General features: G+C 55.1%; 13 protein-coding genes. 4 read left to right on the top strand and 9 right to left on the bottom strand.

The features are described 5' to 3' along the window. Positions 1-18: 18 nt before the first annotated feature. From CA54_RS25225 to CA54_RS25215, 3 genes are all read right to left on the bottom strand, one after another. Positions 19-2,154, bottom strand: coding sequence for a M56 family metallopeptidase (locus tag CA54_RS25225; RefSeq protein WP_146373766.1), 2,136 nt, complete (start codon positions 2,152-2,154; stop codon positions 19-21). A gap of 57 nt (positions 2,155-2,211) precedes the next feature. After that, positions 2,212-2,613: a BlaI/MecI/CopY family transcriptional regulator gene (locus CA54_RS25220; protein ID WP_146373765.1), complete on the bottom strand. Its 402-nt coding sequence runs from the start codon at positions 2,611-2,613 to the stop codon at positions 2,212-2,214. Positions 2,614-2,724: 111 nt separating this feature from the next. Next, a complete protein-coding gene (locus CA54_RS25215) occupies positions 2,725-3,096 on the bottom strand; it encodes a response regulator (RefSeq protein ID WP_146373764.1) in 372 nt (123 codons plus the stop codon). Positions 3,097-3,272: 176 nt separating this feature from the next. Here CA54_RS25215 and CA54_RS25210 point away from each other — a divergent pair, with 176 nt between their 5' ends. Then, positions 3,273-4,469 (top strand): THUMP domain-containing class I SAM-dependent RNA methyltransferase, encoded by a 1,197-nt coding sequence (locus CA54_RS25210; protein WP_146373763.1) that lies wholly within the window; start codon positions 3,273-3,275, stop codon positions 4,467-4,469. A gap of 102 nt (positions 4,470-4,571) precedes the next feature. Beyond that, the gene (locus CA54_RS25205) at positions 4,572-7,556 is read left to right on the top strand and encodes a PVC-type heme-binding CxxCH protein (protein ID WP_146373762.1); all 2,985 of its coding nucleotides are present in this window, start codon (positions 4,572-4,574) and stop codon (positions 7,554-7,556) included. Positions 7,557-7,563: 7 nt separating this feature from the next. Here CA54_RS25205 and CA54_RS25200 read toward each other — a convergent pair whose 3' ends face one another. From CA54_RS25200 to CA54_RS25190, 3 genes are all read right to left on the bottom strand, one after another. Then, positions 7,564-7,911: an amidohydrolase gene (locus CA54_RS25200; RefSeq protein ID WP_146373761.1), complete on the bottom strand. Its 348-nt coding sequence runs from the start codon at positions 7,909-7,911 to the stop codon at positions 7,564-7,566. 94 nt (positions 7,912-8,005) lie between these two features. Beyond that, positions 8,006-8,542, bottom strand: coding sequence for an adenine phosphoribosyltransferase (locus CA54_RS25195; protein WP_146373760.1), 537 nt, complete (start codon positions 8,540-8,542; stop codon positions 8,006-8,008). A 48-nt stretch (positions 8,543-8,590) separates the two neighbouring features. Then, positions 8,591-10,234, bottom strand: coding sequence for a serine/threonine-protein kinase (locus CA54_RS25190; protein ID WP_146373759.1), 1,644 nt, complete (start codon positions 10,232-10,234; stop codon positions 8,591-8,593). On the opposite strand from CA54_RS25190, the gene CA54_RS25185 reads away from it, so the two are divergent. Next, a complete protein-coding gene (locus tag CA54_RS25185; RefSeq protein ID WP_261343757.1) occupies positions 10,225-10,809 on the top strand; it encodes a sirohydrochlorin chelatase in 585 nt (194 codons plus the stop codon). The two genes, CA54_RS25190 and CA54_RS25185, sit on opposite strands and share 10 nt — an antisense overlap. 22 nt (positions 10,810-10,831) lie before the next feature. On the opposite strand, the gene CA54_RS25180 is transcribed toward CA54_RS25185, so the two are convergent. The 3 genes from CA54_RS25180 to CA54_RS25170 all read right to left on the bottom strand — a co-directional run bounded on the left by CA54_RS25180 (position 10,832) and on the right by CA54_RS25170 (position 14,783). Next, positions 10,832-12,076: an NPCBM/NEW2 domain-containing protein gene (locus tag CA54_RS25180; RefSeq protein ID WP_146373758.1), complete on the bottom strand. Its 1,245-nt coding sequence runs from the start codon at positions 12,074-12,076 to the stop codon at positions 10,832-10,834. A 24-nt stretch (positions 12,077-12,100) separates the two neighbouring features. Next, positions 12,101-13,237: a prenyltransferase/squalene oxidase repeat-containing protein gene (locus CA54_RS25175; RefSeq protein ID WP_231963192.1), complete on the bottom strand. Its 1,137-nt coding sequence runs from the start codon at positions 13,235-13,237 to the stop codon at positions 12,101-12,103. Between the two features lie 409 nt (positions 13,238-13,646). Then, a complete protein-coding gene (locus CA54_RS25170; RefSeq protein WP_197532820.1) occupies positions 13,647-14,783 on the bottom strand; it encodes a ZIP family metal transporter in 1,137 nt (378 codons plus the stop codon). A gap of 212 nt (positions 14,784-14,995) precedes the next feature. Between CA54_RS25170 and CA54_RS25165 the strand changes: the two genes are divergently transcribed. Then, positions 14,996-15,385 carry a hypothetical protein gene (locus tag CA54_RS25165; RefSeq protein ID WP_146373757.1) on the top strand — a complete coding sequence of 130 codons (390 nt, stop codon included), beginning with the start codon at positions 14,996-14,998 and terminating at the stop codon, positions 15,383-15,385. Positions 15,386-15,403: the final 18 nt, after the last annotated feature.

Below are 15,403 nucleotides of genomic sequence, written 5' to 3'. Positions count from 1 at the left end.
GGGGTTTGGGATTGGCGCCTATTTATTTTTTGCCTGATAGTTTTCGGTAAATTCGCGGATGGCTTGTTTGTCGCCATCGGCAATGGCGCGGCCTAGATTGGCCTTGCGCATTGCTGACATCAAGTCTTGGACCTGCCCGTGAACCTCTTCCGTCTGGCGGATAATTACGCTCAGGTTTGCTGGGTATGCTTTGATCGTACCTTGACCGCCTCCCACTTCCCAATTCTCGATGCCTGATACTTCCGTAATCAAGTTCATGAGGGTATGAACGTCCGTTAGCGTATCCGGACTGCCTCCCTGCGTTCCCTCAGGTTTTTGGTGGCAGTCCCTTTCAGGCAAATTGTCAAATTCTTCCAAGGATGAACGGACGAGCAGCCCGACAGTGGCATAATTCACCAAGTAAAAGAGCGGTTTCTTTTCGTTCTTGACAAGCATTTTTGGGGCTTCAGGCTCTCTAAGAAATTCGATATAATTCTCGATCGACTCCAGGCGATGTCGTCGTATCTCGGCCAACACGTTCGCGATCACGACGTGGTGCTCATTCGTTGCGCGAATAATCAATGACTGTGTCTTTTCATCTATAGTTATACGACCAGGGCCGCCAAGCTCTTCCCATTGATCGTCGACTTTTGCCCATTGACCGCCATCCCTCCAATAAATCGCGTCAATCAACGGCTCGAAGTCGACCTCGACTTTACCGCGCCCGCGAAACGGATTGCGCGAAGGAGGTGACGAAGCGCCGTTATAACGCGTCAAATTCAGGGTATTGTAGCCGACGACAATGTCCGCAACGGGATAGCTCCGCACGCTGATTCCCGCATCGGCAGCAACTGGTCGTCCACCATTTCTACCAAATCTCATGATGTCTCCTTTACGGCGGACCGTCGTTTGGTCGCGCGTGAAACCCAATTTGTGGAAATCCCGGACGATCTTCACCACATCGTTGTTTTCTGCATAGAGATCCGCCGAAATATGAAGCTCCCGGGTTGGTTTCGGGGCATTGGGTTCTTTTAATGCGAGCATATAAGCCAAGGCGTCGCTGTCCATTTCAACTTTGCCTTGCCGGTCGATGTAAATCACGATTGGTTTAGTTGTCGAATCAGAATGCGAGGCCTGTGTGACATTGGTGTTTTCCACCACCGGCTTGGCCTCCTCATCCTCCCCACGCGACCACGCCGGCAAGACCGCTAAGCCGAATAGAGCAATGGCGAAAATGCCCCAACGCGACATGTGGCGGGGGTGACGGGTTTCTTCCATGATCATCGTCAATCTCCTGGTAAAGGTTTTCTTGAGTGTCGAATGCAGACCGAGTGCGGGCTGCGGGGATAAGGTTCTTGAAGGGGGCGTGGCGTAGGCGATAAGTGCGTTGGCGTAATCGCGCCGCGATTCGGGCAGTGTCGTCGTGACCCATGCGTCGCAGGCGAGTTCGGCGTTTTCGTTGAGTTGTTGGCGAGTGATCCAGAAACAGGGATTCCACCACCAGATGATATCCCCCAGCAGCACCAGCCAAGCGGTCAGGTGATCCCGGCGGCGAATATGCGCCAGTTCGTGCAGCAGCACACCACGGATAGCTTGCGCCGAAAGCGTCGGTGCTAAGTCGCTCGGCCAAAGCAAAATCGGCCGCAGTGTGCACCAAACCCCCGGCGCTGCTAAACCGGGTACGAGTTGTATTGGCGGTGGTGCAATTCCCAACTGCGCCGCGGCGTCGGCCAATGCTTGCTGCAGTGCGACAGGAGCAGCGCTGCCGCGGCGGACCATCCGGTAGAGTCGTATCGCTTGCAGTGATCGCCAGAAAACAACGAGGAACGCTCCGGCTAACCATACGGCAAGCGCCATTGTTGTCAGGGAAATTGTGGGGACCGTTGCAGCAACTGGTAACGGGTGTGACTCAAAGAAATCATCCGGCATTTGCGTGGAGGTGATTTCGACTGCAGCTATCGTGGTTGGCAATTCATAAATGGGCGTTTCGACCACCGCTGCCGGCAACGGCGTCCAGGGCCACGCGACCAGCGGCGGCACGAGGAGTTTTATGAGCACCAACAACCAGAGCGCATGCGCAATGGTGGGGCGAATCCGTCGCCAACGCGTGATGGCGAAGACGACGACCGTTAGTAACGCCGCGATAATCAAATGTTGTGTGAGCCACCACATCATGTCAGACCGCCTTGCCGTGAGATGAATGAACTGGTTTTGGAAGACGCACGCGGAGCTTCAGTCCTGGGTGCGTTTTCCGCGTTGCTCTAATTTGTCCAACAAGTCGCGAAATTGGGCAATTTCGTCGTCGGAGAAGCGATGTCCTTTGACGAGAGCCTGGAGCATGGGACTGGCGGCGCCGTCGCAGAAATTGTCGATTAAATCCGTAACGCGGCCGCGCAACAGTTTGTCCCGGGTGACTGCTGGACGAAAGATGTGCGCGAAGGAGGACTTGTCGATATGCACGCACTGTTTCGCTTCCAGGCGTTGCAGCAGCGTGAGCACGGTCGTGTGCGCCCAGGTCTGTCCTTGCTGTTGCAGATCCTCATTGATCTGCCGTGCCGTGCTGGGGCCGAGCCGCCAGAGCGTCTTGAGGACTTCGCTTTCGGCGTCGCTGAGTTGTTGCGAATTGGGGGGCATCGGGCAAATATCCGGAATGGGTGATTCTTCGACAACTTGTAGAGGAGCAATCTACTACAATGTGTCGAAGAGTGTCAACCCGGTTCCGCGGAAATACTGCTCAGCTGCTGCTCAGTCCAGGTAGGAGGCGAGCATTTCGCGGGCCATCGGCGTGGAGAGCGCGTCTTTGCCGAAACTGGGTTCTCCGCCGGCGGCTTGGGCCAGTTCTTGGTGGTCGGCATAGTTGGTGATCAGCATCACCGGCACGTCGGCGAGGGCCGCATCGGCCTTGATTGCTTTCAGAATCTCGATGCCGTCGCTATAGTCGCGGTCCAATTTGCGGTTGATGAGCACCAAATCGAACTCGCCCTCGCGGAGTTCGCTGAGAGCTTCTTCGTGGTTGTGGGCTTGCACAACTTGGGCGTCGAAATTGCTTTCCACCAAGTGGCGAATGGAGGAGTGGTCTGGGACGCATTGGCCGACATCGAGAACACGTTTGGGCATCTTCGCGGTTTTCCTCGTCGAATGTTAAAGTGGTTGGCAGGCAAAGAATCATAGGGGATCGTCCCCGCCCAAGACAAGCGGCCACTCTGGGTTCAAATGAGATTACCCGGTTCAAATGAGTTTTTTCGGACTTCAGCGGACGTTCCTTTTTTTAGCTTTAGATGTGACGGTATTTGATGACTCAACAGTTGGAATTGATCGCCACTGCAGCTTTTGGCTTGGAAGCTGTTGTTTCGCGCGAATTGAAATCGCTGGGCTATGCGGACCAGACGGTCGAAGATGGTCGCATCAGCTTTCAGGGAGATGCGGCGGCGATTTGCCGGTGCAATCTTTGGTTGCGAAGTGCCGAGCGGGTGCTGGTTAAGTTGGCCGAATTTGAAACCACCGACTTTGGCGAGTTGTTCGATCGGACCAAAGACATTCCTTGGGCCGATTGGATTCCGGCTGACGGCGCGTTTCCTGTGCGGGGAAAATCGATCAAATCGCAGCTGCACAGTGTGCCCGATTGCCAACGTTTGGTCAAAAAGGCGATTGTCGAAAAACTGAAGTTGTCACACGGCAGCGCTTGGTTTGAGGAAACGGGACCGGAGTTCGCCGTCGAGGTGGCGCTATTGCGCGACCGGGCCACGATTTCGCTCGACACGTCCGGCGTGGGGCTGCACAAACGGGGATATCGCAAACTGACCGGACACGCTCCACTGCGCGAGACGTTATCCGCCGCATTGATTCAATTGAGTTATTGGAATGCCGACCGGCATCTGCTGGATCCCTTTTGCGGGACGGGCACGATTCCGATCGAAGCGGCGCTGATTGGAAAAAACATCGCACCGGGACTAGAGCGGGAATTCGCAGCGGACAGTTGGCCGATCATTGATCCTGCACTTTGGAAACAAGCGCGGGAAGAAGCGAACGATCTGGCGCGGCGCGATCAGGAACTGCAGATCATCGGCACCGACATTGATAAAGAGGCACTCAGCCAGGCGCGGTATCACGCGCGGCAGGTGGGGATGGAGAACGACATCCATTTCCAGCAAAAAGCGTTTGCCGATACGAGCAGTCCCCGCAAGTATGCTTGCCTGATCACAAATCCGCCTTACGGCGAACGGATGGGAGAGCAAGAAGAGGCGGAGGCGTTGTATCGGCAGATGGCGACCGTGTTTGCTACGCTCGACACTTGGTCGATCTATGTGCTGACGTCGCACCCGAATTTTGAGGAATTGGTCGAAAAGAAAGCGGGGCGCCGACGGAAATTGTACAACGGGCGGATTGCCTGTACGTATTTCCAATACCCCGGCCCCCGCCCGCCACGTGCGAAGACGATCGACAAGCCCGCCGAGAAAACTGATGATTCGGCAAGTGGCGCTTCCGAGTAAGGCGGAGGTTCGTCAGCGGTTGCAAAAGGGTGGGGACGTGGGGAGAATGGATAGATCAACAACCATTGATGTTCCATTGCCCTCAGAGAGAAGCTTTCCGATATGAACGTTGTGTTTCGCGCCCTCGTTTCCACAGTACTGTGTCATGCTGTCTGCGCCGCTGCATTTGCGCAAGGGTTTACGCCGGAAGAGGCGGTCAAACGGATGACGGTCGCGGATGGTTTTTCCGTGAAGTTATTCGCCTCCGAACCAGACGTCCGCCAGCCGGTGTCGATGACGTTTGACGAACGAGGACGGTTGTGGGTCATTCAATACCTGCAGTATCCGCATCCCGCCGGTTTGAAGGCGCTGAAGGTCGACCGCTATTTGCGGACGGTCTATGACAAACTTCCCGAGCCGCCCCCCAACGGGCCGCGCGGGGTGGACCGGATTACAATTCTCGAAGACACAGATGGTGACGGGCGGGCGGATAAGTTTAAGGATTTTGTCAACGACCTGAATCTGACCACCGGCTTGGCCTTGGGGTATGGCGGGGTGTTCGTGCTGCAAAGTCCGTATCTGCTGTTCTACCCCGATCGCGATGGTGACGACGTTCCCGATGGTGATCCAGAAGTTTGCCTAACCGGTTTTGGTATGGAAGACTCGCACGCGTTTGCCAATTCGCTCACCTGGGGACCGGATGGGTGGCTTTACGGCGCGCAGGGGAGCACGGTGACGGCCAATATTCGCGGCATCACCTTTCAACAGGGAATCTGGCGGTACCATCCGCTGACCAAGGAATTCGAATTGTTCGCCGAAGGGGGGGGCAATACCTGGGGGGCCGATTTTGATCAACACGGCAACATGCTGGCCGGGACGAATTACGGCAACCATGCCATGCTGCATCAGGTGCAGGGGGGGTACTACGTTAAGTCCTTCGGCAAACATGGCCCGTTACAAAACCCGCACGCCTACGGATTCTTCAATCATGTCCCGCACAGCAACTTTAAGGGGGGGCATGTCACGATCGGTGGTGTGGTGTATCAGGCGGATTCGTTTCCCGAGCGGTTTCAAAATCAATACATTGCCGCCAACGTTCTTTCCAACGCGATCTATTGGCACACGATTGAGCGCGATCGTTCGACTTTGAAAAATGATTTCGGCGGTGATCTGTTATTGGCCAACGACACATGGTTTCGGCCGATCGATTGCGCCGTGGCGCCGGATGGTTCTGTGTTTATTGCCGACTGGTATGACGAACGGGCGAACCATGTTGATCCGCGGGACGACTGGGATAAAACGAACGGACGGATTTATCAACTCGTCGCCGATGGTACCCAACCGGTCCAGCCGTTTGATCTGGCGAAATTAACCAGCCTCGAACTGGTGGAATTGCTACACCACAAAAACGATTGGTACGGCCGCGAAGCACGGCGCATTCTCGCAGCACGGCGCGATCCGGCTGTGATTGCACCGCTGAAGAAGCTCGTGCTGGAATCAGAGGATGACAATTTGGCGCTGCGGGCGTTTTGGATGTTGTATGTTTCGGGGGGATTCAATGACGCATTGGCGGAAAAACTTCTGGAGCATCGTAGCGAAGATATTCGCACCTGGGTAATTCGACTGCTGGGAGACACCAAGCAGGTTTCCCCGGTGCTGCATTCTCGTCTGTTAAGTCTGGCATCGACCGATGCCAGTCCGACCGTGCGGAGCCAATTGGCTTGCACGGCCAAACGGTTGCCGGGCGAACAGGCGTTGCCGATCGTGCGGGAGATGCTCAAGCAGAATGCCGATCTGGACGACCCGCACATTCCGCTATTGTTGTGGTGGGCGGTGGAGGATAAAGCGGCAGTGGACCGAGATTTGGTGCTCGAACTACTGGCCGAACCGGAGGCGTGGAAACAACCGTTGGTTCGGAAGATGATCGTGGAACGATTGGCGCAGCGCTATGCTGCCGCCGGAGAGGAAGCTGACTTTGAATGCTGCGCGCGGTTGTTGGCGATGGCACCGGGTGAAGAAGAAACCGCGATGTTGATTCGCGGCATGGAAAAAGGCCTGCAAGGGAGTCGTCGTGATACGGTTCCGAAAGCACTGCAACAGCCGTTGGCCAAATTGTGGGAGCAGGGGACCCCTGATCCGACTTTGATTCGGTTTGCCATTCGACTGGGAAGCAAAAAAGCCCGCGACGAAGCGATGCGGCAAGTTGTCGACAACACGACCGACGTCAAAACACGTCTGTTGTTGCTACAGGTTTTGGGACAAGTTGGTCGCGAGGAGGATGCAGCTCAACTGTTGGCGCTGCTGAATGATCAGACCCCGGCAGCAGTCCGCGGAGGGGTGCTGCAAGCCCTGCAACGTTTTCAATCTCCTGAGATTTCTCGCACAGTCCTTCAGCGGTATCCAGCGATGTCGGCCGCATTGAAAAGCCAAGCGCGGGGTTTGTTGTGCAGCCGTGTGGCATGGGCTGGGGAATTATTGCAAGCGGTCGACACGGGCAAGATTCCCGCCAAAGAGGTTCCCAACGATCAGCTACAAAAAATCGCGTTTCATAAAGACGAGACGCTCAACCAATTGATCGAAAAACATTGGGGCCGCGTGGTGGGTGGGGAAAGTCCCGGCGATAAAGCGGCCAAGGTGCATGGGATAGCCGTCTCGGTCAAACTCAAGGCGGGCGATCCGCTCAAGGGGAAGGAGTTGGTGGTGAAGACCTGTTTGGTCTGCCATACGTTGCACGGCGAGGGGAAAGCCATTGGCCCCAAACTGACCGACTTTGATCGCAAGAATACCCGGTTCATGCTGATGAACATTGTGGATCCCAGTGCGATGATTCGCAAAGAGTATTTCATGTATACCGTCATCACGATCGACGGGCGAAGTGTTTCGGGATTGATCGCCGATTCGACCCCGACCACGATTACGATTGTCGATGCCAAGGATCAACGTACGGTGATTGCACGCGACGAGATCGACGAAATGGTGCAACAAGAAGTATCATTGATGCCTGAGAAATTGTTGGACACTTTTACGGCCCAACAGGTGCGGGACATCGTGGCGTACTTGCAAAGCGACCCGCCTCAACCGGCAAAGCAAGAAACGTCTGGAGAATAATCGAAGTCTAACCAACGGAATCGGCCAGTACCTGTTCCAGCCCGGTTATGCAGGCGTTCATCGAGATCACGGCTTGTTTGAAGTTCGTGTGTCCCGAGGCGATCGGCGCGTTGGTAGTGAACTCGGCGGCGGCTGTTCGCAGTTTCCCGATTTTCTTTTGCAACATCTTCAAATAACCGGTGGGATCATCGGTGCGGGTTTCCAGCGCACGCGCGGTGTCGAACACCGCACGGACGATGTCCATCAGTTCGGGGAAATCCTCGACTTCTTCACTGTGCTTGATGAAGGTCCGGACCATCCAAGCATGCGCCATGATGACCTGGCATTTTTCAACTGCTTCAACGGATGCGGGCATAACGCGTCTCTTGTGATTTGCCGAAATAAAAATTGTTTGTGTGAGTGGTTCAGGTCGCGTAGTTTGCACCCACTCCCGAACTGAGAATGCGCCGTTAATCTTCGCCGTTGTAGTGAATCAGGCTCATCACGTTGTGTGGTAACAGGTTTTCGCGACCGTTCAAAAAATCGAGTTCGATCAAAAAGGCGAAGCCGGCAATCTCTGCGCCGCACTGTTTCGTCAGGGCAGCACAGGCCTGCATGGTCCCGCCGGTGGCCAAGAGGTCATCGACCAATAACACACGGTCACCCGCGCCAACGGCATCGGTATGCAATTCCAGCGAGTCGCTGCCGTATTCTAATTCATAGTGAAACGCATGCGTGTCAAATGGGAGTTTGCCCGGTTTGCGAATGGGAACGAAACTCACGCCCAATTCCAGCGCCAAGGGAGCGGCAAAAATAAAGCCCCGCGCTTCTGCCGCCAAGATCGCTGTTGGTTTTTCGTCGCGAAAATGATCGGCGAATTGGCGGATCGATTCGCCAAAGGCCTCGGCGTTGGCCAACAGCGGGGTAATGTCGCGAAACATGATTCCCGGTTTGGGAAAATCGGGGATATTACGAATATAAGATTTCAGGTCCAAGTTCTTGGCCATCGTGTGAGGTATCTCCAAGGTGAGGCAAGTGGCACGGAGGGAGTGATTTTAGGGGGATTCGGCCTGGAGGCCGGCGCTGGCGCGAGCGGTATGGGGCTTTAATGCAGCTTCGTTTTCATACAGTTCAAGGACGCTCGACCATATTTGGCGGGCACCCTCCAGATTTCCATCTTCCTGCAAACGATCGGCGCGATCGAGGGCACTGATCAACATCGCCTGGGTGTTATCCATCGATTCCCGTTCGGCGGAGATCTCAGCTAAGAGTTGCTCGCCGACTTGATTCAGATCGGCATATTCGGGGTTTTCATTGAGGAGTGTTGTCAGTGCGGTTAAGACTTTCGCTGCAGCAGCCAAATCACCTTGTTCGCGATGGTTCTGCGCCAATAACAGTAACCGTTCCGGCTCGGAATTAGGACCTTTGCGCAGGGTTTTCCGGGCCTTTCGTCCCAGTGTGTTTTTTAGACGGTACAATTCCACCTTGTCCAGATACGGGGCGACTTCGTCCTGCCAGGTATCGGGGTCTTCAGCGATTAAGGCTTGCATCTCCTTTCCGGCCGACAGCCACTGTTCACTTTCATCGCCATCCAAAATTTCACGGGCTGCTTCGAAACGCTCGGCGGCAGGGAGTTGGGTGTCGCGAAACCAAAAAAACCCACCAGCGATCAGTAGGATTAAGGACAGTATGAGCACCGGCGTGCGATTGAAAAATGCGGAAATCGGGTGCTCACCATGTAGACGTTCCAATTCTTGGCCTACGAGGTCCTTCATCATTGTCGCGCCGCCGAAATCAGGTTCGGGGCTAATGGCTATGGTTGGACCCACATCGCCTTGCGAGGGCATACTGGTGATCGTGTCCCGCATCGAAAGTTCAACACGCTTGCGGACTTGTTCCAATTGCCGCGCGAGAACGTAGGCGTCGGGGAATCGTTTCTCCGGTTCCTTCTCCAACAACTGACAGATGATGACTTCCAACCAACTAGGGATTTCCGGCACCAATAGCGAGGGACGTTCGAACTGTCCGTATTTGTGTTTGTGGATCACTTCCGATGACGTGGAACCGGAAAACGGCGGACGGCCGGTGATCAGCGCGTAGAGCACTGCTCCTAACGAGTACAGGTCGCTTTGCTTGCTAGCGCGGCGTCCATCGGCCTGTTCGGGCGACATGAATTCCGCAGTGCCGACAATCCCGCCGGTGGCGGTCAATTTACTGGTAGCGAAAACCTGGGCGATACCGAAATCGGTCAATTTAACAACGCCGTCGTCGTTGAGCATTAAATTGGACGGCTTCAAGTCTCGATGGATGATGCCCGCGTCATGCGCAGATTTGAGAGCTGAGCAGGTTTGGATGCCGATGTCGACCACCTGCCGCCAAGGGAGGCGTTTTTCGCGACGTATCAAATCGGCAAGCGTTTCGCCGTCGACGTATTCCATCGCATAATAATAAGTGTCGTCATCAGTCCCGCTTTCATACAGCTCGATAATGTGCGGATTCGAAAGCCGCCTGAGCGATTCGATTTCGCGTTCGAATCGTGCCACGAATCCAGCTTCGCGCGCCATGGATGAGGGAAGGACTTTGACCGCCGCCACCTTGTGCGAATCGGTATGATGTCCGAGGTACACAGTCCCCATACCACCCGCGCCGATTTTTTGAGTAATGAGGTACGGGCCGATTTGGCTGGGATGTGACGACACGCGGAATTGCTCCTTCGCCGACGAATGTCGAGGGCTATGGAAAGTTTTGTCGATATGTGAACTTGAGAAAAGACCCCGTCCCCTCGATAATCATAAAACATACTGCGATAGATCGGGGGATCTTTCATAACAGGGCGAGGTTGATTCTCCAAACGTTCTGTCGCCACGTCAAGCAGATCGAGATGGAGTCACCAATGTCCGTAGCCGTACTGTTGATCGCACATGGTAGCCGGCGGAACGCCGCAAATCATGATCTTGTCCTGTTGGCGGACGAAATTCGCCGCATTGGTCGCTATGCGATCATTGAAGTCAGCTATCTGGAGCTCACCGAACCGACGATCGATCAAGGAGGCCGCAGCTGTGTCGCGGCCGGGGCGACGGAAGTCTTGATGATGCCTTATTTCCTCTCCGCGGGCGTGCATGTCGTCGAGGATTTACAGAAACATCGCCGCCAACTCACAGAGGAATTCCCCAACACCCAGTTTCAACTCTGCCCTCCGCTGGGACTGCATCCGCTGATGGCCGAAATCGTACTGGCACGCTTGGAGGAGGGACAGCAAGCCGCCGTCGAATAGATGGCGGGAAGTGCAATGACCGCTACTTGGGTTGTTTGACCAACAGTGCGTCACACCAATCGACGTGATCTTGCACGTCGCCGCGTTGGCCGAATTGCACGCGTAGTGTCAGTGCCAAAGCGCCGGAGAGATCAAGGGATTCAATCCGTTGCGGTGGGCCACCGGATGTGAGTGGTTCACTGGTCCAGACCAATTTCTCATCGACCAGTACCTCCGCAATCGCGTTTCCTCCTCGCCCGGCAAGATCGTCGATTCCCACAACGGCTTGGAACTGACTGTAGTTCCCATCCAGGGCATAGGTGATTTCCGCTTGGCTGTGCGTTCCCAAGCCCTTGGCGTATTCACGGCCCCCCACGCGCAGCGATTCACCGGTCGCGTTGCGATCGGACTGCAGTGGCCAGCGAAGCGACAGGTAGGGGGTAAAGGTATAATCGCGCGGTTTGAGATCCGAAAGGTAGACCGCACGGCCTCCGACGACTTGCATCGAGGCGATGCGGTCGAGGGCAAATGTCGCTTGGCCGCCGAAGGCCATTGTGAATTGCATACCGGCGTCGGCTAGGAATTGGAATTGCGTCGCTGTGAATCGGCTGCCGTCGATCAGCGTGACGATCATCCGCACTCCTTGCGACTTGGGAAAGGCGATCAACTCAGGGTTGAAGGAAAGAGAATTCAGTGATGCCAATTCGATGTCGAGCGGTCCGGCGGCGGTTTCCAATTTTAAGGAGTCCACGTTGAACCCCAGGAATTCACCGGCGACGGAATTTCCGTTTCGCAAGGTGAGCAAGTCCGTCTTGGTGGAATAGTTCAGCAAACGCGTGATCACTCCTGAGCGTGAAACACGATCTTGCGGCAGTTTCCAAGCGATGCCTTGGACCATTTCCAGTGGAATGGAACAGAGTGGCAATCCCGGAAACTTGCGCCACTTAGCACGCAGGATTTCGTTGTCCGTTTGCACCGGGTCCATGACCAGTCGGTCGCCGTTGGCCAGCAGTACGAGATCTTGGCCACTCAAACTCGCCACACGCCGCTCCGGCCAATCGATACGAATGACGTCGGCAATCGGAATAGTCTCAGCGGGTTTTCCGGCGACGATAACGTGCTCAGCCGTCACCTCGCTCAGCGAACCGGTGTAGGTTGTACCGCTGACCGATTCAACGGAGACTGCCTCCTCTGCGAAACCGCTGCGCAGCGGAATGACCGCGGTCGCAAGCAAGATCCACCCGCAGAGGGTGTGAACAGCATAGATCGAACCAGGTTGGCGCATCATGGGCGGGGAAGGACTGGAAGAGGATCAACGTTGGAAAATTGGTAAATAGTTGTTGGGCATCTGCAGGATCAATAGGGCCATTGCTGTCCCGTATTCGGGGTTTTGCAAGTTATTGTCCCAACTGCCGTCAGCGGATTGACTGATGAGCAAGTCGTCACGTACAGCGGGATACCATCGTTTCCAATTGTCGCCACCGGCATGCCACATGGCTTGGACGCCGTAATAATTGCCGTAAAAATAATATTCGACGCCGCGTGCCCGCCCGGGACGGGGTAGATGTCGGTGCAGATATTGAATACCACGATTGATCTCGGCGCCTTCATACTCCCCCGCACTATAGAGTGCGACCACGCCCGCGGCGGAACGGGGAAACAGGCTGTCTCGGTTGTGATTCAACTGATACCGAAACCCACCGTCGTTGTTTTGGCAGGCCTTGACGTATTTGATGCAACGGTCGACCGTGTCCTTGGGGACAAAAATGCCGGCATTACGCGCCGCACGGAGGGCCATAATCTGGCAGACCGTTACCGAGACGTCGGCATCTTTGCTGTTGGGCTCATACCGCCACCCCCCTTGGTCGTTTTGCGAATTCACAATCAGATTCACAGCCAGCGATAACTTTTCACGGATCTCCTTACGAGGCGTTGTACCGTACACTTCGGCTAGGTAGAGGGTCGCAAAACCATGGCCGTACATCGGACCGTGCGACGCTCCCTCCTCGACAAAAATAAATCCGGATGGTTTGGTGTGGCGAAGGAGAAACTCAACCGTCTTGTCAACTTGCTCTCCATACGGCCCGCGGCGCGGCATGTGTCCGGCGGAGAGAAACGCCATGCTGGATAGCGCCGTGACAGCCACGTTGTGACGATAACGCGGTCCGCTGCCATAGGATCCATCTGCGGATTGCTTTTTCGACAAAAACCGCAACCCCCGGTCAATGGCCCGTTGCGTGGTCGGTGTAATGTATTCCAGTCCGCTCGTTTCCACCTGGGTGGGGACCGACGGATACTTGGGATTCGCCAGCGCCGGTTCAGGCAACTGTGCCTGCGCTGTTGCTGTGGCCATGAGCCAGACCAGCACTGTCAGCCACAAAAGTCGATTGTTTGTCATGGCGCAGCAGCTTTTGCGAATGAGGATCACATCGGATTTACACAGTTGCATTCTAAGTGTTTTATTCCGGAATTCTAGACCCGAAACAAGCCAATTGTCTGCCGACTTTCGAGATGCGATTCGATTGCCGCGCAAAGTTTGTGGCTCAAAATGACGGAAATTGAAGAATTTGTGATTTTTTTAAGATTCGCGGTGATATTTTTGAGCGAAACTCGTCATTGCTTATATCAAGGTGGGTAAGACAATCTCAAACACGTCTTTTCCCCTATGATAATTCGGCTCGGAAGGGATTGTGAACAGATATCGGGGCCTCGCCCGATGATTGTCCGCGTTTTGCGCGGGCGATCTTCAAGGTCGCATCGGTCGATCGCTTGCCGACCGGTGGCGGCCTTGTTTTCTAATTCCGCGGGGAATCCTTGCCATCTTAATACGACAGGCCGGCAGCCATGCGCGGTGCGCATCATGGCTGCGATAGCTGTGGCTCGCCGATCATGACCGTTGGGGCTGCAACCGGTGCGGCGGTTGGTGCGTGCAAATGTACCGGTGACAAAAACGTCAGTCCCCAGGCCAAGCCGATGCCGGCAGCCAATGTGAGCGAAAGTTGTGCCCGGTTGTGGGAGTGAAATTCCATCTCCGGCAACAGGTCGCTCAAGGCGATGCAGACAAACACGCCGGCCGAAAATGCCAACACGCTCCCCACGATCTGTTGTTGCGAATCGCCAAATTGACGCACGCCAAACAAAAACAGCACCGCCCCCAATGGACACATCATGGCAAAGCCGCCGTTGATGATGTTTCGCCAACGCGGCGACCAACCGCCGACCGCCATCAGCGAGGTGATCGACACAGCATCGAGCGGTTTGTGCAACAGTATTGCGAGGAAGGTGCCGACCCCCAAAAGCGAAAACGTCTTGATCCGTTCCGAATCCGCCTGCACGCTGGCGGCCAACGCGATGCCGTCGATCAGCGTATGCAGAGCCAAGCCGAGCGTAATGCCCAGCCAACTGAGTTGGTGCGTATGTTCGCAGCTTTGATAATAGCTCGTCTTGCCCTCTTGCCCATGATTGTCGTGATCGTGGTCGTGATCATGATCATGTGCATGCTCTGCCTGCGCGACGGTTGCGGGATGGTTTTGCAATTCCGGCGGCATTTCGACGGGACCGTGGTGATGCACGTGAAAGGTGCGAATCAAAATGAACATGGTCATCACACCGGCCAACATCCACAAGGCGGCGCGGTTGACAGAGCCCAATTCATGGGCCGAATGGGGCAACAGGTGCAACAACCCGATCCCCAACATTAGTCCACCGACAAAGCTGATAATCAATTGCATACGGGTATGCGAGAGATGAATCATCGACGGCAACCAACCGCCGAATAACGAGGCACAAACGATCATCCCGCAATACATGACCAGCAAAATGTAATGCCAAGCAGCGGCTTTCAACGGACTCGGAGTGCCATCAGCCGCGTTGACGGGCGGCTCAGCCGTATTGGTTGCAACCGTTTGCTCACTCGCTGATGCCGCCCATGGATGCGCAAAGCCGCCGATGGCAATCAGGAGCAGGCATAAAAATAGCGGAGAACGGGCAAACATCGTAAAAGCTGTGGAAGATGTGGTCGAAACTGTTGGTCAAGAGTGGTAAGCAGTTTATTGCAACGCATTTGCGAAAACAATGGTGGGGTGATTGTTGCGGTGGGCGGGCGAAAGGCGGTACCGGATGCCTTGCCTGTCTGGGTAAAACATGCGACCGTAAAGAACACTGCTTGACAAGATGGCTGTAGTACCCGGCAGCAAGACACTCAGCGATGAAACTTTCCGTCAAACAACCGCTTGAAATTACAGATTGCCGTACCACTGAACTTGATGGGCGGCACTACCTCATTTTTCAAGTTGTCGGACCGCGTCGATTATTGTTCGGAACGGTGCGTGGAGAACTGACCTTCTATCACGCGGGATACAAGCTAATCACAACGCAAGGGAAAGGCCTAACGCGGCTCAATTCAATTGATTACATGACAATGGTCGAGCGTGATGGACAATTCGAGCTGCAAGCTGAGATGAAGCCCAACAACGATTCCGGAACGAAAGCAACTCTCCGTCGGATCGCAATTACGACGGACCGGGACGTCGCCGTGACCATTTGGCGAGCATTGGCAGAAATTGGTTTTCCCCTAGGTCAAGGAATCACGTCGTAGAAACAGTAGCGGTCCGGC

It is taken from the genome of Symmachiella macrocystis, from assembly GCF_007860075.1.
Lineage (GTDB): Bacteria > Planctomycetota > Planctomycetia > Planctomycetales > Planctomycetaceae > Symmachiella > Symmachiella macrocystis.
The sequence above is the reverse complement of the archived record's forward strand: the minus strand, read 5'-3'. Positions and strand labels throughout refer to the sequence as shown.